Origin of the sequence: Paraburkholderia sp. RL17-383-BIF-A, assembly GCF_046028015.1 — a bacterium.
Taxonomy (GTDB): domain Bacteria; phylum Pseudomonadota; class Gammaproteobacteria; order Burkholderiales; family Burkholderiaceae; genus Paraburkholderia.
In genome coordinates this window covers 1-22925 of the sequence record NZ_JARESR010000010.1, presented here as the reverse complement: position 1 = coordinate 22925, position 22925 = coordinate 1, and the positions used below count along the sequence as shown (strand labels likewise).

At 57.4% G+C, this 22925-nt stretch carries 19 protein-coding genes and 1 pseudogene; 9 read left to right on the top strand and 11 right to left on the bottom strand.

Features of this window, described 5'->3' with window-relative positions; genetic code table 11:
- Positions 1–11: 11 nt before the first annotated feature.
- Positions 12–1895: a glycosyltransferase family 2 protein gene (locus P0D71_RS13975; RefSeq protein WP_408480552.1), complete on the top strand. Its 1884-nt coding sequence runs from the start codon at positions 12–14 to the stop codon at positions 1893–1895.
- Between the two features lie 69 nt (positions 1896–1964).
- Here the strand turns inward: P0D71_RS13975 and P0D71_RS13970 are convergent, their stop codons facing one another.
- Both P0D71_RS13970 and P0D71_RS13965 read right to left on the bottom strand, forming a co-directional pair.
- Positions 1965–2378, bottom strand: a complete 414-nt coding sequence (locus P0D71_RS13970; RefSeq protein WP_408480550.1) for a GtrA family protein — start codon at positions 2376–2378, stop codon at positions 1965–1967.
- Entirely contained in the window at positions 2368–3321 is a 954-nt protein-coding gene (locus tag P0D71_RS13965; RefSeq protein WP_408480548.1) for a glycosyltransferase family 2 protein, read from the bottom strand. The genes P0D71_RS13970 and P0D71_RS13965 overlap by 11 nt, the downstream gene beginning before the upstream one ends.
- Positions 3322–3703: 382 nt before the next feature.
- Between P0D71_RS13965 and P0D71_RS13960 the strand changes: the two genes are divergently transcribed.
- Positions 3704–5125, top strand: coding sequence for a DUF2142 domain-containing protein (locus P0D71_RS13960; RefSeq protein WP_408480546.1), 1422 nt, complete (start codon positions 3704–3706; stop codon positions 5123–5125).
- Between the two features lie 114 nt (positions 5126–5239).
- Here P0D71_RS13960 and P0D71_RS13955 read toward each other — a convergent pair whose 3' ends face one another.
- From P0D71_RS13955 to P0D71_RS13920, 8 genes and pseudogenes are all read right to left on the bottom strand, one after another.
- Positions 5240–6292: a methyltransferase domain-containing protein gene (locus P0D71_RS13955; protein WP_408480544.1), complete on the bottom strand. Its 1053-nt coding sequence runs from the start codon at positions 6290–6292 to the stop codon at positions 5240–5242.
- A gap of 92 nt (positions 6293–6384) precedes the next feature.
- The gene (locus P0D71_RS13950) at positions 6385–7602 is read right to left on the bottom strand and encodes a glycosyltransferase (protein ID WP_408480542.1); all 1218 of its coding nucleotides are present in this window, start codon (positions 7600–7602) and stop codon (positions 6385–6387) included.
- The gene (locus P0D71_RS13945; RefSeq protein WP_408480540.1) at positions 7595–10438 is read right to left on the bottom strand and encodes a rhamnosyltransferase WsaF family glycosyltransferase; all 2844 of its coding nucleotides are present in this window, start codon (positions 10436–10438) and stop codon (positions 7595–7597) included. Before P0D71_RS13945 ends, P0D71_RS13950 begins: the two co-directional genes overlap by 8 nt.
- 423 nt (positions 10439–10861) lie before the next feature.
- Complete coding sequence (locus P0D71_RS13940; RefSeq protein ID WP_408480538.1) at positions 10862–11836, bottom strand: sulfotransferase family protein; 975 nt, start codon at positions 11834–11836, stop codon at positions 10862–10864.
- Between the two features lie 189 nt (positions 11837–12025).
- Positions 12026–12247, bottom strand: a complete 222-nt coding sequence (locus tag P0D71_RS13935) for a sulfotransferase family protein (RefSeq protein WP_408480536.1) — start codon at positions 12245–12247, stop codon at positions 12026–12028.
- A 105-nt stretch (positions 12248–12352) separates the two neighbouring features.
- A complete protein-coding gene (gene cysC / locus P0D71_RS13930; protein WP_408480534.1) occupies positions 12353–12799 on the bottom strand; it encodes an adenylyl-sulfate kinase in 447 nt (148 codons plus the stop codon).
- 174 nt (positions 12800–12973) lie between these two features.
- Positions 12974–13362: pseudogene (locus P0D71_RS13925) on the bottom strand (transposase); the annotation flags it as partial.
- 447 nt (positions 13363–13809) lie between these two features.
- Positions 13810–14895: an acyltransferase family protein gene (locus tag P0D71_RS13920; RefSeq protein WP_408480532.1), complete on the bottom strand. Its 1086-nt coding sequence runs from the start codon at positions 14893–14895 to the stop codon at positions 13810–13812.
- A 459-nt stretch (positions 14896–15354) separates the two neighbouring features.
- Here P0D71_RS13920 and P0D71_RS13915 point away from each other — a divergent pair, with 459 nt between their 5' ends.
- Genes P0D71_RS13915 through tnpC form a run of 7 tightly spaced genes read left to right on the top strand, consistent with a single transcriptional unit; the run spans position 15355 to position 22503 of the window.
- Positions 15355–16197: a glycosyltransferase gene (locus P0D71_RS13915; RefSeq protein ID WP_408480741.1), complete on the top strand. Its 843-nt coding sequence runs from the start codon at positions 15355–15357 to the stop codon at positions 16195–16197.
- Complete coding sequence (locus P0D71_RS13910) at positions 16194–17150, top strand: UDP-glucose 4-epimerase family protein (RefSeq protein ID WP_408480530.1); 957 nt, start codon at positions 16194–16196, stop codon at positions 17148–17150. The genes P0D71_RS13915 and P0D71_RS13910 overlap by 4 nt, the downstream gene beginning before the upstream one ends.
- Positions 17151–17157: 7 nt before the next feature.
- On the top strand, positions 17158–18189 hold the full coding sequence (locus P0D71_RS13905; protein WP_408303677.1) for an MraY family glycosyltransferase: 1032 nt from the start codon (positions 17158–17160) through the stop codon (positions 18187–18189).
- Positions 18190–18194: 5 nt separating this feature from the next.
- Complete coding sequence (locus P0D71_RS13900) at positions 18195–20072, top strand: polysaccharide biosynthesis protein (protein ID WP_408480528.1); 1878 nt, start codon at positions 18195–18197, stop codon at positions 20070–20072.
- 56 nt (positions 20073–20128) lie between these two features.
- Positions 20129–20563, top strand: a complete 435-nt coding sequence (gene tnpA, locus P0D71_RS13895; protein WP_408480526.1) for an IS66-like element accessory protein TnpA — start codon at positions 20129–20131, stop codon at positions 20561–20563.
- Positions 20560–20904 (top strand): IS66 family insertion sequence element accessory protein TnpB, encoded by a 345-nt coding sequence (gene tnpB / locus P0D71_RS13890; RefSeq protein ID WP_408320361.1) that lies wholly within the window; start codon positions 20560–20562, stop codon positions 20902–20904. Before tnpA ends, tnpB begins: the two co-directional genes overlap by 4 nt.
- Before the next feature lie 30 nt (positions 20905–20934).
- On the top strand, positions 20935–22503 hold the full coding sequence (tnpC, locus tag P0D71_RS13885; protein ID WP_408480524.1) for an IS66 family transposase: 1569 nt from the start codon (positions 20935–20937) through the stop codon (positions 22501–22503).
- Between the two features lie 202 nt (positions 22504–22705).
- On the opposite strand, the gene P0D71_RS13880 is transcribed toward tnpC, so the two are convergent.
- Positions 22706–22925, bottom strand: a 220-nt coding sequence (locus P0D71_RS13880; protein ID WP_408480522.1) for a hypothetical protein, incomplete at its 5' end; no start/stop codon positions are given.

The following is a 22925-nucleotide window of genomic DNA, read 5'->3' as shown; positions in this document are numbered from 1 at the left end:
TTGGAATCCAGATGATCACCAAGCGAAAGTATCCCTTGGGCGCCATTACTGACGTGTTTAGTGGTGCGGCAGCCCGAATCGCGTCCAATGGCGGAGTGGGGCGCTCTTTGCGCGCTGTCGGCAGGCTCATTCGCCGTGAAGGTTGGCGTGGCGCTCTGCGGAAGATTGCCCGCGTTTCGGCGAGACAATCCGGCTATCAACGATGGGTGGTCGCATACGATTCACCTCAAACAGCTGATCTCGGGCAATTGCAGGCAGAGGTGGCAGGCTTGATGCGCAAACCGCTCATTTCCATCGTTGTGCCGGTCTATAACACACCGGCGCAGTTTCTGGCCGATATGATTCAATCGGTGCTTGATCAGGTATATCCAGATTGGGAGCTTTGTATCGCGGACGACGCGTCGTCGGAACTCCATGTTCGGGAGATGCTTGTCGAGTACGCGAGGAAGGATCCCCGGATACGCGTTGTTTTCAGGGCAGAGAACGGACATATCTGCGAAGCGAGCAATAGCGCGGTTGAGCTTGCCACGGGCGAATATATTGCATTACTGGATCACGATGACGTGCTGCCGAAGCATGCGCTCGCGATGGTTGTGAAATATATCAATGCGCATCCTGAAGGGCGTATCTTCTACAGCGACGAAGACAAAATATCGGCGGCTGGGCAAAGAAGTTCGCCTTATTTCAAAGGGGATTGGGATCCGGAGCTCATCACTCAGCAAAATTTCTTTTCCCATCTCGGTGTATTTGAAACACAGGTCGTTCGTGGTATAGGCGGATTTCGCAAAGGACTAGAGGGCAGTCAGGACCACGATCTCGTGCTGAGAAGTGTTCGCGCGGTGGGCAATGAGGCGGTGGTGCACATTCCGCATGTGCTGTACCACTGGAGAACGATCGAGGGCAGTACTGCCGTCAGCGTTGACGAAAAGCCTTATGCGGTTCGTGCGAGTGTCACCGCGATAGCCGATCATTTGGCCGCCCAGCGCATCAATGCCGAAGTCGTCGCTCCTTCAAAGGAGTTTCCGTTTGTCCGGATCGACTACGGAATGCCTCGGTTTGAACCTGGGGTGCATATTGTCATTAGTTCGAGTGGCAATACCAGGGCCTTGGGCGTGTGTCTGAAGAGCGTTTTCGCAAACACCCGTTATGCCAATTACCGGATTTCGATCGTTGCGCTCGGCACAAAAACGGACGCCGACTGGATTCTCGCGATGCTGCCTGCCGACGCGCAGCGTATGCTGGTATGCAACGCGCGGGATACCGTTGAAGCGGCCGAAATAATCAACGACCTAGTGACCAGAATCGACTGTGAGTGCGTCTGTCTTCTCGATGAAAACGTTGAGATTAAGACCGGCCAGTGGTTGGATGTCTTGTTGAGCCACGCGATGCGGGAGACAACAGGATTGGCTGGGCCGCTGTTGTGCAAGCCTGACGGAACGGTCTGCGCGGCCGGCATGGTCATGATGTCGAGCGGAACCGCTGCGCCCGCCCAAGCCGGAATTGACTCGCGTGATATCGGGTACTTTGGACGAGCCGTATTGACGCACGTGGTGTCTGCTCTGCCAAATGTTTGTGTAGTCGCTCGACGGGAAGTCTTATTGAGTGTGGGAGGGGTGGGCGCGGGAGGGGCCGGTTCGCTGCGCCCGGAAGTAGGGCTCTCATTGCGCGTGGCGGCCGCAGGTCTGCGTAACATACTCGCCCCCACGGTAAGAGTCGTGTTCAGCGGAAGCGTTGGGAACACGGAATCGGCATTGCCGGAGGGCGGTCGGCGTTCTGCTGCGGCCAGCAACGCCGTTCTATCTGAGGATCGCAGCTACAACCCCAATCTTGCGCTGTCGGCCGCCAGCGCGACGTTCGAGTTGTCATTCCCGCCACGTATAGACCGGTTTGGATGACAGGGGGCACAGCAAAGACCACCGTTAGCTATGTCGCTCGCGGTCTTTACGTGTTCGGCCCGCAAGTCTCTAAGCCTTGTCCGCGGGTTTGTGCCGGAAAACCCATATTCTTGCTGTAGTGAAATTCACAACCATTCCCGTTATCGAACCCGCGGCGACCCCTAGCAGTGGCGTAAGCGCACTGGCCGGAACGAGCTTCATGGCGACGACATACATGCCATAGTTGCACGCGCCGCCCAGCATCATGGCTAGCAGATACTCAATCCACTCCCGCCAAACCGACTGGCTGGTTGCATGCCTGAAGGTGTAGCGGCGATTGATCTGCCAGGTTGCAAATACGGCGCAGAGAAAGGAGATGGCCCTCCCTACATACGCTCCGATTCCCGCCTTGAGCGCAAGGTAAAGAATGCCAGCGTCTACAACAAAGCCAACAGCACCGGCGATAGTAAAGCGCAATATTTGACCTCTCATATTAGCATTCATGTTGAGTGCCTTTTAATAGAGGTATCGAAAGGTAAGCTAGCCGCTTCATTTCATTACGGCCGCGTGTCACCGTGTCCAGGAGGATTCCACAGGTAAGCAGGATGCCGCCAAACAGCGTCAATCCACTGCAGAAGATAACGGTCGGAATGCGAGGCACCAACCCCGTTTCGATATAGGTTTGAAAGACAGGGAGGGCGAGCCCGATTGACAGAGTCATGCAGATTGCAAAAGCTGCGAAGAAGAATGCGAACGGCTTTTCTGACTTAAATAGCTTCAGAATCGTTATAAGAATTCGGAACCCGTCTCGATAGGTGTTGAGCTTGCTCTCAGATCCTTCGGGGCGTGATTTGTAGGTCGTCTCAATCTCCGCCGTCGGCATTCGCATGCCCAAGGCATGGACAGCCAATTCCGTCTCGATTTCAAAGCCTGCCGAGTGCGCGGGGAAGCTCTTTGCATAACGACGGGAGAAGACCCTGTAGCCCGACAGCATGTCCTTAAACGTTCTTCCAAAGATCGATGCTGCGCATTGGGTCAGCAACACGTTACCGAACCGATGGCCAAGCCGGTACGCCGTCTGTTCGTCGCTCAGGCGTGAGCCGACCACCATGTCGAGCCCGTTCTCGAGCAAATAGCTGACGAGCATCGGGGCGGCCGCTGCGTCGTAGGTCGCATCGCCGTCGACCATGACAAAAACGTCAGCATCGACATCGGCGAACATTCTTCTCACCACGTTACCTTTGCCCTGTAACGGCACCGCAATGACTCGCGCCCCCGCTGCACGAGCCGCTTCTGCTGTTCCGTCAGTCGAATTGTTGTCGAGGGCAATGATCTCGGCATTCGGTAAGCTCTGCTGAAAATCAGTAATCACGATGGAAATCGTTCTAACCTCGTTGTAGCATGGGATGGCGACGGCTATGTGGGGAGAGGCAATTTTCTCAGACATGGGGTGGTTTGAAGTTCGTGAAAGTTTGTGAGACTGTCAAAAAGCATGGAACACCATGTGGCGACTGGAGCGACGACTATTGTATCCGGAAGGATTTGCATCTCTAGAATGTGCGTGTCGAATTTATTGCTTCTCGTTGCTTACATGCGCGTGGGGCGTTGCGACGGTGAAAGCCAGTGCATTGCACACACACTCGCACGGTGCATATCGTGGGTTGTACAATTCGCTCGGCCGATGGTTCTATTCGTGTGGACATTTCTCGAATCTGTTGCCACTACGTCACAAACGCTCCAAATTCAGCAATACATGCGATTGCATGTGCGTCCTAATCACACACTCCGGCGCCGGACGGCGATAACCCGATAGGGGAGACTGAGCAAATATGCCGGTACTAAATCAGCTTGTGCGAATCATCGAAGGTCAGCGTCTCCATTTGCTATATCTTTGCTTCGCGTTACCGCTGGGCTTCTTCCTAATTGTTGCAACACCTCCGTTCCAGACGCCGGATGCAGTCAATCACTTCTATCGTGTAATCCAGATTTCTGAAGGCCATCTGCTAGGCGAAAAACTCGGCGCGACGTCTGGTGGACCCATTGATGGCGGTGCCATAGCATTCTCCCGGCTGTTCGACCCTATCGCAGCTCACCCTGAAGTGAAGGTTACCGCGGCCATGCTCGCTGTCGCCAACGGCCAGCGCTGGACAAACGAGATTCGGATCGCCGAATTTCCAAATACCGCTATTTACCCGGCGTACGCTTATCTGCCACAGGCATTAGGCGTGAAGATTGGGCAAATGTTTCGGATGACGGTGCGAAACACGCTCATGGTGGTTTGTGCCCTTGGCTTGGCCATGAGTATAGCGCTGACGTGCTGGGCACTGGCCATCGGTAGGAGGACTCGTCCACTTATATTTGCAACCGCGCTTTTACCTTCCACGTTGATGATCTTCTCGTCGGTCAGCCAAGAAGTATCCGTATTCCCGGTCTGCTTCTTGCTGATCGCTTACCTTGAGCGGTTTCTCAGCGAGCGATGGAAACTGGACGCGCGCAAACTCGTGATAGCTGGCTTGGCGCTGATATTGTGCATATCGGCGCGACCACCCTATGCGGGTCTTTTACTTATTATCTTCTGTCCGGCCCTCCGTGTCGGCCGCGACGGGCAGAGTTATGGATTATGGCAGCGCGCCGTCTGGTGTGCTGCGGTCGGCCTGGTGGCCATCGTCGCTACTACGATATTTGGCAATGCGGCATGGGCTCCTGTGCCACCACCGCGGTCAGTGGCGGGGCAAGTGGCATTCCTGTTGCATGCTCCACTCAATATTCCCAGCATTGCCATTGCCACATTTCGTCAAAATGCAACACTTTACTATCAGAGCTTTGTCGGCATTCTTGGCTGGCTTGACGCATACATGAGCCCGGGGTATTACAGGGCAGCTGCCGTCATGCTGATGTTTGCCCTCGTATCGACTGTATTGCAGCCGAGTTTGCCAGAGGGAAAACGGGCCGCAGACCGGGCAACTATCGCGGTGTCGATTCTGACGTGTGTCGGTATGATCTTCGGTTCGCTTTATCTGACATGGACTCCCGTCGGGCAGCAGGTCGTGGAGGGCGTACAGGGACGCTATTTTCTGGCATTGTTCCCATTGTTCGGCTTGGCGCTTCCGAACCTCATCGCTAGGGGGCGGGATACAGTACGTGCATTCCGCATCGTTGAGCAGGCGTGCCTGTTAGGTGTGAGCGTGTTCCCAGCGTATACGTTTGTGGACCTCGTTCGCGCGATTATCGTGCGGTATTATCTCCACTAGACAATTGGTGACCACAACGGCTCACTGTGGCGCGGACGGAAAGCCGCCAAGGGGAACAGCGGGTGGCGTCGATAGCATCGGCGTACGAAGCGGACGAGCTGTTCCCAAGTCTGGTTATCGACTGGCACGTCGGTTAAACCTTGTCTTCATTTTTCTCAGCGGCTCCGTCACTCGCCACGAATTCGAATGATGTATCGAGTCAATCGCCTCAAGCGCAGTTTGCAAGCGGCTTTCGGTCAGTTCGAGTTTCTGTTGTAAGCGATGGGTATCGGCTTTTGCAAGCGCAAGCGCATCTGTTACAACCGACAGTTCGTCGGTGAGTGTGCGAATGTCTGAATGTTGCGAAGAGTGAGCAACATCGGCGTTACGCGCCTCAGCCATGCGCCGCCAGCTTTCCACGATACGCTTTTTATCTTCACAGACTCGAAGCGATACGAAGAACTCTATGGTGTTGGGCTCCGTGTCGAAGAATTGCTCGCAACTCAGCGAGATAAGCCCCGCTTCGCCAAGTTGCGCCAGCAAGGTTGCGAACGAGTGTGGCGTAAAGACCCAGCAATGCGCGTCACAATATGCTCCGGTCTGCAGAGTGTCGCGAGCAAGGTTTAGTGTACCTATTACATCGGCAGTCGGGGTAACATTACTGGCACTCACTTCTCCTCGCCACGCAGCCATTGGATCGACTGCAGCGGCATTCAGAAGATAGTCGAGAATAAAGTAAGGTTGCGGAACACGGGCGTGGACCAGGTATGCGGCCAAAACTTCCGCAAGCTGTGTTTCCCTTCGCAAAAAGTCGAAGGTGAAGCGGCGATCCGGTACGGCGAGCCGGATCTCGCCAGAGGGTGACAAAACAGAATGTAGTTCGTTAAGCCAAGCTATCAGATCCGGCACGTGCTCCACAACGTGGGAGGCAATGACGAAGTCGATCTCTCGATTCAAAGACTCCTTCAATGTCTTTGAGCCCCAAATCACGTCAGTCTCGACGATTTTAGCTGGATCGACGTATGCATTGCCGTGGTAATGTCGCCTGAGCGTGTCCGCATCAGTATAGTCGACATACAACACCGCCGCATCAGCCTTTGTTAGGACTGGATTGCAGAGAGCTCCAATCTCGACGCCGACAGCCGTTTGAAGATTCAAACCGTCAATCAACTTATCTCTGCGATCCATGAACGTCTCCATTTTTGTAGGGTCTCTCTCGACCGCGTAGCAAACTATGAAAAGTACCCTGAAGATAATCCTATGCTGATTCCGTGGCAGCCCTATGCCGCTTCAAGCGTACGGGTCTCTGTTCCGGATACAACCCTCTCGCCGAAGAGAGCCGCCTCAATCACATCACTCTGTTGATCCCAGCCATACTTCTGCCTGGCGTAGTTGAATCCTGCAATTGCCATCTTCGCGTACTCACTCCTGTTGCGCAGCAGCGTCAACGCTTGCGACAGCTTGGATTCCCATTCATGAGAGCTCGCAAGAAATCCAGTTTCACCGTCGATAATTGAATTTTTGAACGTGAAAGTAGGCGTGGCTATAGATATGGTGCCGGTAATCGCGGCCTCAAAGAATTTGAGTTCAGACTTGCAGTTCGTGAACGTGTTGTCGATTAGCGGTGCAATATTGATCTCGGTCTGAGCGATCAGATGTTGCAAGTTCAAGAAATCTTGCAGTGGGTACTGGTCGATGCGATCCCGATAGCGCTCAAGCGACGGTCCCGGTTCCAGAAATCCGACAATGACCAGGCGAATGTCGTCGTACTGCTCAAGAAGTCGGGTCACCGCCGGCGATACCACCGCGAAGTCACGGCGATGCGTAGGTGTGCCGCTAAAGTAGCCGATATGGTACGGGGCCTGGGATGCGAAGTCCGTGACTTCCTTTCGCGCGAAGAGTTGTTCTGATACCTCTTGCTGTTCGCGGTTGAGAAAATTCGGTACCACGCCGACCGTGGCATGCGGGGCGAACGCCTTTATCTGCGTGGCCAGGAATTCGTTGGTCGTAATCGCGCCGTCGCATGCGCGCAGTAACGCGCCATTTCGCGAGCAGTAGGCGAAAAAGTTGTCGAGCAACGGTTCAAAGTTAACGTCCTGATCCAATGTGTCGAGCACGAGGTGAACATAGTCCGCGTTGAACACGAGATCGTCTACATCGTACAGAACCCGCACGCCGCGGTTTTTTGCACGGGCCACCAATTGGGCGATAGCAGGTGTGTACTTGGTGCGGCAGAACACGAGCGCATCGACCCGGTCAATCACTTCGTGCATGCGTTTGATGTCCTCGTTATGGAACCAAGACGCGGAAACGCTTTTTCCTACGTTGAGAGCCTGCACCATGTTGAACACTCTATACCGAAAAGTGCTGGTGTCTGGTTTCTCATAAAAATACGCGACGCGCGTCGGCGCGCTGTTCAGCATGGAAAAGCGCTGATCAAACTCGAGGTTCCACGGATCGCTGTATTCGATTCGGTTGACGAGCGCAGACTCAAACATGATGTATCTCCGAGGCTGTATTCGGGTAGAGGTGGTGCAAGCACTGACGCAGCGATTCCGACCAGCTTGCACCAATTCTGTTTTGCGCGAAGTTCGTTCCTCGTTTCACGGGATCGTTTGCCAACGCGACTGCTTTGACAATTTCCTGCTTTAGACTCTCAACGCTAAGGTCCGCGGACAGGATATTGGCGGAATACTGTTCAAGCGATGTTTTGAGTCCGCTGCGATTCGTCACAACGACAGCGCCAGTGGCTGCCAGATCCAAGGGCGGGTAGCTTGGATGCGGCGTATCCATCAGACATAATCCAACATTCATGGTCCGAACGAGCTCGATATATTCGTGCCATGGCAGGTTTTGATGGAGGTGTGGCCGGACGCCATGAGGCAGCACAATGTCGTGCATATCTTTGCCAACAAAATGGAACTCCCATTGTTCCGCGGGAAGTGAACCATCTTCAAGGCACGCGCTGATGGCCTCGAGGCCTCTCCAATACAGATTTCGTGCGTTGTGGGGGCGAGCGTAAAAGAAAAACCGCCGTACGCCTTTTGTGACTTTGGGCGGATTTTGACCACTAAACAGAGTCGGGAATGCGGGCTCGAACCATACGCCATTTCGGGCTACGGTCGCCAGTGCAGCAGGGCCCGTCGTCAGGTGTTCGAACAGCAGCTTCGTGTTGACCACGGTCCGAATGTCCGGATCGCTAATCGTTTCAATGCAGCGAAGTCTCTCATCGCCATGTGCGTAGAACATTCGCTCATCTTCTTGCAACAGATAGATGATTCGCTCAGGACTGGCAATCTGACGCACCGATCGCGTTGTCCACCATGACGTCGTGACAAATATTTCGTCGGACCCTACCGGCACCTCGCGCCCTTGAGTTGTACCCGAAAAGATGAAATCGATGTTGTCTTGCCAATGAATATTGTTCAACCGCAGGATGTCGCCGAACGCATTTGGGTCAGCCGGCTCTGTGCGCGTAACCAAGCGCAACCGCGCGCCAATATGTTTCGCGAGCGAGGCCGCAAACACAATCGCGGTGCCGACGCCACCGAATAAACTTCCAGGGCCAATGCTGTCGGTGACCATTGTAATGCGCAGCGGGTCACCGGCTACGAAATACGTGCGTAGAGGACCGGTCGAGGCAAAGTGATTGGAGAGCAAATCACGGACATCAGTAGCATGTTCAGCGCCGAACGCATCAACTTGGTGCTCGCGAGGTGCAATGTCTGTTTGCGTGCCAACGGCGGCAAGGCCATGCAGTGGCGTTCGAACCGGCTGAATAGCGCGATTTTGTGCCCGTCCCTGCGTTTCGTAATGGACGAGGGGGTTGCCTCGTGCAGCCCGCACATCTGGGTTATGGCTCAGATACCAATCGGCGTCGAACCTGGGGCTTGGATTTCTACGATCGGTCCCGACCAACGCATAATGCAGCGCTGCCGGCAGACCAGAGGCCGCGGCATCGGGATATTCGGCGACGTACCAGCCTGCATCGAACAGATCAGATCGATCAATGATGGCCGTGTCTTCCAACCGGTGTTTCCGCTCAACAAGTTTCGCGCGAAGTTGACCTCTCAACGACCACGTGACGATCTTGGCAACGCGGGTCGCATTACGATGAAATTTCGGATGCGACGTGAGATAGTTTCGCGCCGGGCGCGAGAGACGCCAAAACACGCTCGATTCGAGCGCCATGCGTTGCGCGTGCTCATGAGCAACCGCCCGCTCGAGCGCGGGGCCGACTGCTAAAGCGGCATCGAGGCGACTTTGCATGGCCAAAATCTCGCGTGCATGATGTTCGTGCGCCGCTTCGATAGCTTGTGCGTGGCGTTTTCTTTCCACGGCAAGCGTCGTTTCTAGTTTGGCTGCGCGTGTCGCGGCCGTTCGCTCCTTGACTTCCGCTTGCACGATGAGGGCCGCCATTTGCCGCTCGATAGTTCTTTCTTCTTCGGTATTTGCGTTGGCCGAAGCTTTCGCATTTTCAAGTTCTGCTTTGGCTAGAGCCTGCGCGTCACTCAGGGAATGTGCATGTGCTTGAGCTTGGGCGGTGAAATATTCAATATTTCCCATTTCACGCTGTTCAACTTCCCAGCGCTCGCCTAGCATGGCAAATCGGTTTCGAATCGTCCCAACGTCGGAGTCGTTGAGCTCGCAAAGCCGGATAACGGCATCGCTGACATTGGTGCCGACGGCAAGGACGCCAAGCCCATGCCCATGCAGAAACTCGAACGAAGGGAATTGCGGCTCGAGTTCCGCCCACAGTTTCCATACGCCGAAGTCACCGTGCCGCTCGTTGGTGTCGTGAAACAGGACAACCGCCCGATCACTAAGTTTGCGCTTCCATGTCCCGAAGTCGTGCTTGACCGCTTCATAGGTGTGCAGTCCGTCAATGTGGAGAAGATCGATTGACCCATCGACGAAATGCGGTGCTGCCTCATCGAACGTGCAGCGCATCAGGGTCGAAAACGCGGCGAACCTCGCGCGATGGTACTGCTCCAAATTCGCAAAGATATCGTCTCCATACAGTCCCGCGTGCGGATCTCCCGCCCACGTGTCGATTGCGTAGCAGCGCGTATTGAGTTCTAGGCGTTGAGCCGCTCCGCAGAAAGCTGCATACGAAACCCCTGTATGCGTGCCGAGCTCCACCAACACCCTCGGCTGAACGGCACTGACGATCCAGTGTGCAAACGGAATGTGCCCGCTCCACGCGCTATGCGCGTCGATCCGATCCGTTTTCCAGAATAGAGGGGCGAGTTGAGCGTCGTTCAGCTTGTCGATAGCCGAATCGTGGAAGTCTGCCGGTTTGGCCGTGCCGACGAGCAAATTTGCCGTATTCATGCGGTTCTGACGATGGTTTTGCAAAGGGAAGCGAAGATTATATCGGGGGATTACGACAATTTACTTTCTGTTACAGTATGAAGCGATCGGAGCACCATTCGTCTAGGCGGGGGTGGGGGCAGGCATTTATCCGCAGGTAGCGGCTTAGACGCTCGTGGGAATCGTCGCTCAGTCACATCACGATGGAGCAGGCAAATATCTGAAATAAATTTAGAGGGAGCTCGAAAGATTGGAGGTTGTTAGCGAATATCTGTCCCCGTTTTCGCGTATCGAGCAGCGTCGCGCACGGTTGACTGCGAGGGGGCGAACGGGTGGTGCAGCGCCTGCCGCCGCGGCGTCGGTACGCCATAGGAGGGCAGCGAAGTGAAGGGGGTGTCCGGGGACGGCCAACTCCCCTCCATGATGTGCGAGTCTGTCTGAAAATCACGCTTTGCGCGCTGATAAGCTCTTGCGCAGTGCCCTGAGAGGCGCTGTCACGCGCCAGGATGTCGACTCGCGAGTTTGCTTGATTATTTCTGCGCAGCGCGATAGCTCCGTTCCCTGCGCAGCGAGGGTTTGTTCGAGAGAATGGATAATTTCCTGCTGAGAACGATGTTCGCCGGAAAGGTGTTCGAGCTGCGCATGAGTTGCATTCAGGTCATGCAGTGCATTCTCCAGTTCCCGGATTCGTCGGTTTCGATCTTCCAAGGCGTTATTCAGGCTCTCAAGCTGCCGGCTTCGTTCTGCCAAGGCATTTTCCAAACCTTCAAGCTGCTGGTTGCGATTGACAAGCGCGGAGTCCAATTCTTCGATCTTGCGGTTGCGGTCCGCCAGGGCACGCTCCGCGTCCCCAAGCTGACCGCTGCGTTCGGTCAACGCGTCGTCGAGCCGTCGAATCTGAGCGCCGGATTCCGCGTGTGTCCTGTGGAACTGCTGGACCTGCAGATCAACTTGCCACTCAAATCGGAGCAAAGGCGCGATATCGTCGAGATATCGTTGAGCGCTCGCAATCGAAACATCAAGCGCGGGAGTGCTTCGGTCATCATCGCGACAGGCGCTCTCTGCTGCCGCAAATAGTTCCTTGACTTGCCGTGGAGCCGAGCGAATCAGATTTAGATCCTGCGACGCGTATCGTGTATGTCGAAGCTCGTTGTCGAGAAATTCCTGTTCAAACTCTGCCACGCTTTTCGGGTTCAACGGGAGGGCTAGCTTTGCCGAGATGCGGGTGAGCTCTTCGACCGGAGAATCTAGGAGCTTGTCGTAGTCAACAAGCACGCGCTCGCTGTCGCGGGTCATCGTCAGTGCCGGCAGCATGTGCGCAAGCCAGAGCAAATAAGTCTTGGCTTCGGGGAACTGATTTCGCCTCGCTAGTGATTGAGCAACGCTGATCGGATTTCTGATGGCGATGACATACACCACACGCATACCGAGGCAAGCAAACACGGGTTGCCAAAACGGCAGTAGCCGTGCTATACGCGGATCCTTGAGCGCAAACGTTTTTGCAGTGCACTTTTCGCGTAGTATCGCGAGAGCTTTTGTTTGCAACTGATCGAGTTGTTGTGGACTGATTGTGTCAAGTTCGACTGGCGCCAGTGCATGCCAATCCGTTCATGCCGCAGCCATGATTTCCATATTGATTGCAACGATATCCAGGTCTTCAAAGAAACCTTTGTCGTTGACCCCGGCTACCGCGGGCATGAGGCGCGAGCCAAAGTCGGCCCCCATGGTCTCCATGGCGCGGGTAATGGCGCTGGTGCCGCTCCGGTGCATTCCAAGGACGACAACCAGCGTCGTGTCGCGCGCTTCTTCAGAAATAGATCTTCTTTCCATTTAATTTAATAACGTCGCGAGCGATATTCCGCTCGAAAAAATCGATAATTGTCTGGACGCATTCGTCTACGCTCAGCGCTTGTGTTTCGAGCGAAATATCCGGGTTCAGCAGTATTTCATGGAGGCCGCGACCCCGGTAAAACCGGGAATGTCCCCGCTGCGGGCTCGTTTGTATGAGCCTCTGGCGTCTCGTGCCTCGAATATCTTGAGTGAGATATCCACAAAGACTTCGATGAACCTCCGCCGAAGAATTTGGCGAGAAACGTCACGGTGTTTCTGTTCGGGTGAAATTGTGACGATAATAGTGACAAACCCTTGCTGCAGAAATAGATTCGCTACATGTTCGATCCGGCGCAAGTTATCGGTCCGGTCGGCTGCATTGTATCCAAGGTTAGAGTTTAACCCTGTTCGTAGTTCATCGCCTTCCAGAACAACGGCATAGATGTTTCGTTCGCGTAGGCTGGTGAGCAGTGCGCGACCTATCGTAGACTTGCCCGAGCCGGAGCGGCCATTGAGCCGAAATGTGCAACCATGCGAAAAGCTTGCGGTCACGACGCGCAGCCCCGTAATGAAAAGTCAGTGCTGGAGGAGGCGCTAGTGGTCATTTTGGTAGTTTACCGTTTTCAGGGGGGGGCGCAAAGTTTTTGTAATATTTCATTACATACTCGGCTCGTCATTGACTTGCTTCGGGCGCCAGTTGATAGCCGGGGGGGGCTATGTGATTCGTCAAGCATTAGGGGTGGATTTTGGTTGGTAGAGGGTGCCGTCCGGCAGCATGGTGAACAGCACGTCGCAGCGTCGTCGGGCAAGAGCGATGAGCGCCTGATTGTGGCGTTAGCCTGCTGGACCTTGCGCGCGTAGTAGTCCCTCGAGATTGGGTCACGCAGGGCACCGAAGGCAGAGAGGAACAGCGCTCTCTTGAGCCCCTTGTCACCCCGCCGGGACGGATTTTCGCTGCGGATGGACGAGCCCGAGTGTCGGGTGACCGCGGCAAGGCCGGCGTAGGCAGCTAGATGCGCGGCTGAGGCGAACGCTTTTTGCGCGACTTCAGCGAGGAGTCTCGCGGCGGTCCTGACGCCGACTCGCGGCATGCGGGTCAGGACCGGCCAAAGAGGGCGTGGTGCACAGGGCGTTCAACTTCGCCTGGCCACATCCTCAATGGTGGAGGGGTGAAGATAGTAACGGGGGCGCAAGCGAATACGCGGTCGGCGAACGAATCAATAAAGAGGCAAGGACGACCGATCCTCGCGAACGGCTGCCACGTTGCTCGATCTGTCTGATCGGCGTATGAAATAGACGCCTTGCGTTCTCAGGATATGCTGGCCTTGTTGTGGCCCGGCCCGATACGGACGGCCCGGCGGATCGCCGTGGCCATGAGATGCGCTTTTAGTTGTCGCGGGACTCGAAACGGGCGACCCTTTGACCGGATGGCCCTTGCGCAAAAGAACCGTCCACGCGCATTACTGATTGGGCGTCCCGCAACCAACCGTCGGCCCCTTGGCTAATGGAGCGCAGGCACCATCGCGCGGCGTCTTCGGTTGCAATCACAAACGCTTCCGGAACTACTGCATATACGTCGCTTTGCGGTCTTCTACTTTAACGTCTTGCCTTTTTCGCATTAAAAGGTCGGGGACTTTATGACCCAACGCAATACATGGCTTTTCAACCAGGAACCACGATATAATCGCAAGAAACAAAGCGCATGCAAATGTCATCACTTGGTTTCCATGTATTCCAGATCCTGGAAAAAGGTTGGCGAAGGTATTTTGTAATGGCCACCCGAACACATAGACTCCGTAGGAAAAGTCTCCTGGAAGGCGAATGGATTTCACAGCGTCCAGAGACATCACCCACAATGCACCGATAAAAAAAGCCGGTAAGAACGCAAACTCGAATGCAGGACCGTGCCTGACCGCGAGGGCGAGAATTCCCAACCCGATACACATCCGCGCATCGATTCGTACGTGGCTCTTGTAAAGCGCAAGCAGCGAACCGAATGCAAAAAATGCCGGGAGTTGCCCGCCCTTGTTGACGTTGGGCAAACCTATCGTCGTGATGTATTCCGGCCAGATCAGACTGACGAGAATAACCGTCAAGAGAACCGCTGTGGCGGACCGCCGGAAACGAAACAGCCCACACATGCCGGCGCCCATGAGTGTGGCATAAAGCATCAGTTCATACTTGATCGTCCAGATCGAACCGTTTGCCTGCGGAAATAACGCGTGGTCAAACAAGCCTGGCAGCCTGTAGTCGATATAGGGGTGCGTAAGCACCTGCATCAACTCGCCGCGGTGATGGAAATACTCAGATGCCGGCATCGATGTCAGCGCTGGCCCCATAATCACGATCGTTGCGATAGCGCTGACTATTAAAAGCGGGAATATGCGGAAAATGCGCGCCGACGCGAATCGGATTGCACTGGGTTTCGTAAGCCAGCTATTGGTAACCAGAATGCCGCTTAGAAAGAAGAAGAACTTGACTGCCAATGAGCCGGAGTAGTCGAACCCAAGAATGCCACGAAGGGGCTCTTCAACACCGGGTTCGGGAACCAGTGCATAGGAGTGCCCCCAAATTACTGCGGCCGCGGCGATCAGGCGAAGCAGGTCGGCGTTGTTATTCCCGCGGCGAAGCAATTGGTCAAGCATCATGGTCCGTACATCCTCGGTTGCCGACCGCACGTCACGCAGACAGGTCGCCAGGTACGTAGCGAGGCAGGCCCGCATTCTCAATAAAGCACGAATATACCAGACGCCCGAGTGCCTCTGACCTCCTTGGCGACCCAAAGTCTTGACCTGGCGGTCGCCCATACGCGGGCGCTGTTCGGCATCGGGTTGCACGATGCAAAAAAAATGCGCACGGCGTCCATGCATGGGAGGCGTCAAACGGGGGCGGTAAAAGTCAGCTAAAAGAAACTTCGTTTTTGTAGAATTCGAGCACGTGCGTTGAGGTTGGCGCGCGAAAAATGTCTCAATGCGGTTCGGATGTCTGCTTTCACCAGTAACAATAAGCAAAGCTCGTTGCCGAATTGACCGGATTTGAGCACACTGCCTGTTTGTTGCCCAAAACGTAAAGATGTCATCCCTAAGGCACGCTGTTTCCCAGACCACATGAATCCAAGCGCGTCGCGTCCTGAAATTGAAGGCTTGTCCATCTCCGTCGTTGTTTATCGTCCAGACCGTGCGCAATTGGCGAGCACGCTCGCCAGTCTTTCAGTCGCTTGCGAAATCCTGCACGCAAGCCGGCCCGGCCTTCCCGTCGAACTCTGCCTGGTTGATAACGGCGGCTTGCCGGACGTAAGCGCCGCGCTTGAAGCATTGCGCAACCGGCGGGTGGCCTGCACGATCCTGAGCGGACACGGCAATGTCGGCTACGGTCGAGGTCATAATTTGGCGATCGATCGCAGCGCGAGCCGCTACCATCTTGTCCTGAATCCCGACATCGACCAGGATCCGCAAGCGTTGAGAGAGGCGCTCGATTTTCTCGACTCGCACGCCGACGCGGGTCTGCTCGCGCCGTGGATTGGCGACGAACACGGCCGGCAGCAATTTCTTTGCCGGCGTTACCCGGCGCTTTTCGATTTGTTGCTGCGCGGTTTTTTGCCTGCACCGCTGCGTGGCTTGTTCGCGCGTCGTCTCGCCAGATACGAGATGCGCGATCAGATCAACGACTGCGACATCGCTTGGGATCCGCCTATTGTCAGCGGCTGCTTCATGCTGTTTCGCACGCACGTGCTGAAACAGTTGAAGGGCTTCGACGCCCGCTATTTTCTCTATTTCGAGGACTACGATTTAAGCCTTCGAGCTCATGACGTGACGCGCGTCGTCTATGTACCTGCCGTACGCGCGCTGCACCATGGCGGGGGAGCGGCACGCAAAGGTTCGGCTCACATTCGAATGTTCATGTTGTCCGCATATAAGTTCTTCAATCGTTTTGGCTGGAAATGGCTATGAGCCGCGTGCTGGTGACGGGCGCCAACGGATTCGTCGGCGAAGCGCTGTGCCGCGTGCTGATGCGTTCGGACCATATGGTCTGCGGACTAGTACGGCAGGCGGGGCAACTCCAGCAGGGCGTTACAGAGTGGGTGGAGACCGAGGCGGATTTCGCCGGCATCGACGCCAACTGGCCCGCTGAGCTTCCGGTCGACTGTGTCGTTCATCTGGCGGCACGCGTGCATGTGATGCGCGACACCGCGGCCGATCCCGACGCCGCGTTTTACGCCACCAACGTCGAGGGCGCGTTACGCGTGGCGAAGGCCGCGCGGCGTCATGGCGCGCGCCGCTTTGTATTCGCCAGTAGCGTCAAGGCGCTGGCCGAAGGCGACGCAGGTCGCCCATTACGCGAAGACGACCCGCCGACGCCGCAGGATGCCTACGGGCGCTCGAAGCTTGCCGCCGAACTGGCACTGACGCGCTTCGGCGAGGAAAGTGGCCTGGAGGTGGTGATCGTGCGCTTCCCGCTGGTTTATGGTCCGCGGGTCCGCGCCAACTTCCTGTGGCTGATGGACGCCATCTGGAAGGGCGTGCCGCTGCCGCTCGGCGCGATCGACGCGCGCCGCAGCCTGGTCTACCTCGACAACCTGGCTGACGCCTTGATGCATTGCGCGACCGACCCCCGCGCCGCGGGTCAGGTGTTCCACGTGGCCGATAGCGACACCCTCACCGTGACGGAACTCGCGCGTTCCCTAGGGCGGCATCTGCAGAAACCTGCCCGCTTGTTGCCGGTGCCCGCGAGCTGGTTGCACTTCGCCGGCCGCGTGAGCGGCCGCACGGCGCAGGTGGACCGTCTGGTGGGTTCCTTGCGGCTGGATACGGCGCGCATTCACGCGGTATTGGACTGGCAGGCCCCCCATTCCACCGATGAAGGGCTGGCCGCGACAGCCCGCTGGTACCGATCCACGCATTGAGGCGCGCATGCTGATGTCCCTTTCCACGTTGCCGAACTGGACGACCGTGATCCTGATTGCGTTCGGCTGCGCCTGCGTCTGCGCGGCGATCCTGTGGACGCTGCTCAGAACCGGCCTCGCCTGGCGTCTTGCCACCGACATTCCCAACGACCGCTCGCTGCACACCCGGCCTACGCCGCGCGTCGGCGGCTGGGGCATCGTTCCGGTAGTGGTCGTGGCGACGCTGATGGTCGCGCCGCACCTCTGGCTTGCCGCGCTATGCGCCGCTTTGCTGGCCGCCGTCTCGCAAGTCGACGACCGGCGCGGACTGCCCGCCCGGGTCAGGTTCGCGGCACACCTCGCCGCCGTGGCCGTCTTCGTCTGGGCGCACCCGGCGGCCGCGCCGCTCTGGCTGCTGGCAGGCCTGTCATTTTTACTGCTATGGCTCGTCAACCTTTACAATTTCATGGACGGCGCGGACGGCCTGGCGGGTGGCATGACGCTGTTCGGCTTCGCGGGCTACGCGGTCGGCGCCGCGATCGCCGTCCATCCCTCGCCGGAACTGAGCCTCGCTTCGGCCGCCGCGGCGGGGGCCGCCGCGGGGTTTCTGATCTTCAACTTTCATCCCGCAAAAATATTCCTCGGCGATGCCGGATCGATTCCGCTCGGCTTTCTGGCTGGCGCTTTCGGCTATTGGGGCTGGAGCGAGGGCGTCTGGCCGATCTGGTTTCCGGCGCTGGTGTTTGCGCCGTTTATCGGCGACGCGTCGGTCACGCTCCTGCGACGGCTTTTGCGCGGCGAGAAAATCTGGCAGGCACACCGCGAACACTACTACCAGCGCATGGTCCAGTACGGGCTCGGGCATTCGAAGACCGCCCTGCTGTGGTACGCGGTAATGGCGGCTGGTATAGTACTTGCTGTAAGTCTGCTTGGCTGGCCTTTAGCCGTTCAATGGTGTAGCGTTGCCGCTTGGGTGATCGTGCTGGTATTGATTGGTATCGGAGTCGATTCACGCTGGCGTCGATTCCGGATAGCAGATTCCGAACAACCTGAGGTGTGACGCCGATGTTTCGACACAAAGCCTCATGGCTATCATTTAGCGCCTTCGCCTTCGACCTGTGCGCGGTCGCGGGCGCTTGGCTCGCGGCATATCTTATCCGTTTCAATGGCTACGTTCCGACCGAATTCTGGTCCGGCGCTGTCCGAACCCTGGTTTGGGCCCTCCCCGTTTACGGAGTGATGTTCCGCATCTTCGGACTGTACCGGGGCATGTGGGTCTTTGCGAGCTTGCCGGACCTGATGCGCATCGCGAAGGCCGTGCTGACCGGAGCATTCACAATGATGATGGTGGCCGTCATGGCGCAGCCGTATCCAATCATTCCGCGCTCCGTGCTCTCCGTTTCTCCGCTTCTGCTGTTCCTCGCCATGGGCGGTTCGCGCGCGCTCTATCGCGCGTCGAAAGAGTTCTATCTCTATGGCGGCCTTGTCGGACAGGGCAAACCCGTCGTCGTGCTCGGCGCGGGCAACGCCGGCGCGAACTTAGCCCGCGAACTGTCGCGTTCGAGCGAATGGCGCCTCGTGGGCCTGCTCGATGACGACCCGGCCAAGCAGGGCCGTGAAATTTACGGCTATAAGGTATGGGGGCCCATTAGCGACCTGCAGCACTGGGCCACGGATATGAAGGTCGAGCACGCGATCATCGCGATACCTTCGGCGTCGGTGGATGCGCAGCGGCGTGTGGCAACGCTGTGCGTGCGGGCCGGCGTGCGCGCCATGGTGCTGCCCGCGTTGACCACGCTAACGCAAGGCGAAGCGTTCCTGTCGCGGGTTCGCCAGATCGATCTCGAAGATCTGCTAGGGCGCGAACCGGTGCGGATCGACATGCCGCACGTGGAGGCGCTGTTGAGCGGTCGCGTGGTGATGGTGACCGGCGCGGGCGGCTCGATTGGCTCGGAGTTGTGCCGCCAGATTTTGCGCTTTGAACCCGCGCAGTTGATCGCGTTCGATCTGTCCGAATACGCGATGTACCGTCTCACGGAAGAGTTGCATGAGCGTTTTCCGAAGCTCTCCGTGGTTCCCGTGATCGGCGACGCCAAAGATTCCTTGCTGCTGGACCAGGTGCTGTCGCGCTACACGCCGCACATTCTCTTTCACGCGGCGGCGTACAAGCACGTGCCGCTGATGGAGGAGCTGAATGCTTGGCAGGCGGTGCGCAACAACGTGCTGGGCACTTACCGTGTCGCACGCGCAGCGATACGCCACGACGTGAAGCACTTCGTGCTGATTTCCACGGACAAGGCAGTGAACCCCACCAATGTAATGGGCGCGAGCAAGCGTCTCGCCGAAATGGCTTGCCAGGCGTTGCAACAGGCCAGCACGCGCACGCAGTTCGAAACCGTGCGCTTCGGTAATGTGCTCGGTAGTGCGGGCAGCGTGATTCCCAAGTTTCAACAGCAGATCGCGAAGGGTGGGCCGGTCACTGTTACCCATCCGGAGATCACGCGCTTTTTCATGACGATCCCGGAAGCGTCGCAACTCGTGCTGCAAGCTTCGAGCATGGGGCATGGCGGCGAGATCTTCATTCTCGATATGGGCGAGCCGGTCAAGATCGTCGATCTGGCGCGCGACCTGATCAGGTTGTATGGCTTCAGCGAGGAACATATCCGCATTGTCTTTACGGGGCTGCGCCCTGGCGAGAAGCTCTACGAAGAGCTGCTCGCCGACGATGAGGCAACCACGCGCACACCGCATCCGAAGCTGCGCATCGCGCAGGCGCGCGAGGCGCCCGATAATCTTCTCGACGAACTGCTTCCATGGCTGATGCAACATCGTGTGCCGGGCGACCAGGAAGTGCGCCGCGATCTGCGGCGCTGGGTGCCGGAGTATCAGCCGGCTGCCGCGCCAGCGTTGCATAGCGTGGCGCCGGCAACGCGCGCGTCTTGAAGGTAAGCGGCTCGTCCCCACCGTCGTAGGTGGTTGCTGCGATACACAGCAAAGTGATGTCCATCATTTCCGATTTGATGGACACCACTTTGTCAGAGTCTCCAGAGAAGAAGCATGGAAGTCGAGCAGGCCGTCCGAATTACCCACGGGAGCTTCGGGATCGGCTGGCGGCAGCAGCGTGTGAGCCGGGCGTCTCGGTCGCGAGACTGGCCCGTGAGAATGGCATCAACGCGAACATGTTGTACACCTGGCGGCGGCGATATCTTGCCGAGCAGCAAGCTCCGTCTACCAGCCTCCTCCCGGTCGTACTGCTGAGTGACGCGCTGACGCAGGTCGTTGCGTCATCTTCGGCGGTTCCTCAAGCGCCAGATATGAAGCCGGCGTCTCCTGGGGGCACGATCGAGATCCGCATCGGCCGTGCGGTGGTTAAGGTAGACGGCCTGGTCGACGCTGACATGCTGCGTACCGTGCTGGGTAGTCTGCGATCATGATGTCTCTGCCGGTTGGTACGCGCATCTGGATCGCTGCAGGCGTGACCGATATGCGATGTGGGTTCCAGGGACTGGCCGCAAAGGTACAAACGGCGCTTGAAGAGAATCCGCTGGGAGGCAACGTCTACATCTTCCGGGGCCGCCGGGGCGACCTCGTAAAAATCCTCTGGGCAACGGAGGACGGAATCTGGCTTCTCGCGAAGCGGCTTGAGCGGGGCCGTTTTATCTGGCCCCAGGCCGACGGCGGGAAGGTCCATCTGAGTTCAGCACAACTGTCGATGCTTCTCGAGGGCATCGATTGGCGACAGCCCCGTCGTACCGCCGCGTTATCGATGTTGTAAACCGCGCCGCGGACTCGTAAACTACGGCGTATGTCGAACGGCGCCGATCTTCCAGACGATGTCGAATTGTTGAAGGCCTTGCTGGTCGAGGCCCGTAGTCTGCTTGCTGAACGCGATGTCGAGATCGAGCAGCTTAAGGCACAGATCGACAAACTTCGGCGCATGCAGTTCGGCCGCAAGTCCGAGCAGTTGCAGCGGCAGATCGAGACCCTCGAGACCCAACTCGAGGATCTGGCCGCCGGACGCGGCGTTGCAGACGTGGAGCGTGCGCAAGCTCGAGGCGCAAACGCTTCCTCCTCCAATGCAACGACGGACGAAGCGGCTTCGAGGCAAGCACTGGCTGCGCACCTCGCGCGTGAGGATCATGTGCGCGAGCCCGAATCGAGTTGCCCGGACTGCGGTCAACAGATGCAGCTGCTCGGTGAGGACGTGTCTGAGCAACTCGCCCGGGTCGTAGCGGCGTTCAAGGTCGTTCGCACGATCCGGCGCAAATTCGTTTGCCCATGCTGCAGCACCATCAGGCAGCCGCCGATGCCCGGCCTTCCGATCGAGCGGAGCATCGCCCATCCAAGCTTGCTGGCGGATATCCTCGTTTCGAAATACGCAGACCACCAGCCGTTGTATCGGCAATCGGCGATTGCGGCGCGCGACGGCGTGACGCTCGACCGGGCCAGCATGGGTCGCTGGGTCGGTCAATGCGAAGCGTTGTGCGCGCCGCTGATTGAGGCGCTGCGCCGCTATACGGTGTCGGCCGCCAAGCTGCATGCGGACGACACGCCGATCCCGGTGCTCTCACCGGGCAACAGGAAGACCCGCACCGGTCGGCTATGGGTCTATGTGCGCGACGATCGTCGCTCGGGGTCGACGCAACCCGCTGCGGTATGGTTCGCATACTCGCCGAACAGACAGGGCATCCACCCTCAGACTCATCTCGCCGGCTTCAGGGGGACCCTGCAAGCGGACGCTTACGCGGGCTTCGATGAGCTGTTCCTGGGTGGCTCCGTACTGGAAGCGGCATGTCATGCTCACGCGAGGAGAAAGTTCTACGACATCCACGTGCGCACGCCGTCCGACACGACGCAAAAAGCACTTGAATACATTGGCGCGCTATACGACATCGAGGCCTCCATTCGCGGCAAACCTGCGGCCGAACGGCTACGAATACGGCAGGAGAAAGCCAGGCCACTGCTTCAAATCTATGAAGTGTGGCTCAAGGCCAAGCTCGAAACGTTGTCGTCGAAGTCCGACACTGCCAAGGCGATCAACTACTCGCTTAACCAGTGGCGCGCTCTGACGCTATATTGCGAAGACGGCACGCTCGAGATCGACAATAATATCGCGGAAAACGCGTTGCGTTGTGTAAGCCTGGGGCGGAAGAATTTCCTGTTTGCCGGTTCCGACAGCGGCGGTGAACGGGCCGCCGCAATGTACGCGCTGATCGGGACTTGCGCACTGAACGACATCGATCCGCGCGCCTATCTGGACTATGTGCTCACTCACATCGCTGACCATAAAATCAATCGCGTCGACGAGCTTCTGCCGTGGCGCGTGGCCGACAAGCTGCACACGCCAGCCAGTTCGCCGACACCTGCTACCTGACAGTCCAAGTCCAGATCACCATCATGCCTCACGTGCACGCGCGTGGACGAACGGCCCACGTGAGCCGCTTACTCTTGAAGTCAGACTCGGCGTGCAGATAGCAGGTTGAAAACAAGGCGCCTCCGGGCGCCTTTCGCTTTTTCTATCTACTTCATTTCTGGTATCGCCTACGCTTTATGAACCAGACCATTCGAAAGGAGAACTACGCGAGCATCTGCCTTAAGTTTTGGGCCGCTGCACGTTGGTTGACGTCCGACTTTCGCTGGCAACTGCGGCGGTGGCCGATCCATATCTCTGGTGGTGCATCTAGGAACAGCAACGCCGGACGAAGGCCCAGGAAGAACACCTGCGGCATCCGCTGTATCTTATTCTTCGAGGCAGAGGTTGCCGTGCCGTGTAGAGACATCCAAAACGAAATAACG

What these genes read in the sequence shown, in the direction of transcription:
- P0D71_RS13975 (WP_408480552.1), top strand. Translation starts at nt 12, where the DNA reads ATGATCACCAAGCGAAAGTATCCCTTGGGCGCCATTACTGACGTGTTT.
- P0D71_RS13970 (WP_408480550.1), bottom strand. Translation starts at nt 2,378, where the DNA reads ATGAATGCTAATATGAGAGGTCAAATATTGCGCTTTACTATCGCCGGT.
- P0D71_RS13965 (WP_408480548.1), bottom strand. Translation starts at nt 3,321, where the DNA reads ATGTCTGAGAAAATTGCCTCTCCCCACATAGCCGTCGCCATCCCATGC.
- P0D71_RS13960 (WP_408480546.1), top strand. Translation starts at nt 3,704, where the DNA reads ATGCCGGTACTAAATCAGCTTGTGCGAATCATCGAAGGTCAGCGTCTC.
- P0D71_RS13955 (WP_408480544.1), bottom strand. Translation starts at nt 6,292, where the DNA reads ATGGATCGCAGAGATAAGTTGATTGACGGTTTGAATCTTCAAACGGCT.
- P0D71_RS13950 (WP_408480542.1), bottom strand. Translation starts at nt 7,602, where the DNA reads ATGTTTGAGTCTGCGCTCGTCAACCGAATCGAATACAGCGATCCGTGG.
- P0D71_RS13945 (WP_408480540.1), bottom strand. Translation starts at nt 10,438, where the DNA reads ATGAATACGGCAAATTTGCTCGTCGGCACGGCCAAACCGGCAGACTTC.
- P0D71_RS13935 (WP_408480536.1), bottom strand. Translation starts at nt 12,247, where the DNA reads ATGGAAAGAAGATCTATTTCTGAAGAAGCGCGCGACACGACGCTGGTT.
- P0D71_RS13920 (WP_408480532.1), bottom strand. Translation starts at nt 14,895, where the DNA reads ATGATGCTTGACCAATTGCTTCGCCGCGGGAATAACAACGCCGACCTG.
- P0D71_RS13915 (WP_408480741.1), top strand. Translation starts at nt 15,355, where the DNA reads ATGAATCCAAGCGCGTCGCGTCCTGAAATTGAAGGCTTGTCCATCTCC.
- P0D71_RS13910 (WP_408480530.1), top strand. Translation starts at nt 16,194, where the DNA reads ATGAGCCGCGTGCTGGTGACGGGCGCCAACGGATTCGTCGGCGAAGCG.
- P0D71_RS13905 (WP_408303677.1), top strand. Translation starts at nt 17,158, where the DNA reads ATGCTGATGTCCCTTTCCACGTTGCCGAACTGGACGACCGTGATCCTG.
- P0D71_RS13900 (WP_408480528.1), top strand. Translation starts at nt 18,195, where the DNA reads ATGTTTCGACACAAAGCCTCATGGCTATCATTTAGCGCCTTCGCCTTC.
- tnpA (WP_408480526.1), top strand. Translation starts at nt 20,129, where the DNA reads ATGTCCATCATTTCCGATTTGATGGACACCACTTTGTCAGAGTCTCCA.
- tnpB (WP_408320361.1), top strand. Translation starts at nt 20,560, where the DNA reads ATGATGTCTCTGCCGGTTGGTACGCGCATCTGGATCGCTGCAGGCGTG.
- tnpC (WP_408480524.1), top strand. Translation starts at nt 20,935, where the DNA reads ATGTCGAACGGCGCCGATCTTCCAGACGATGTCGAATTGTTGAAGGCC.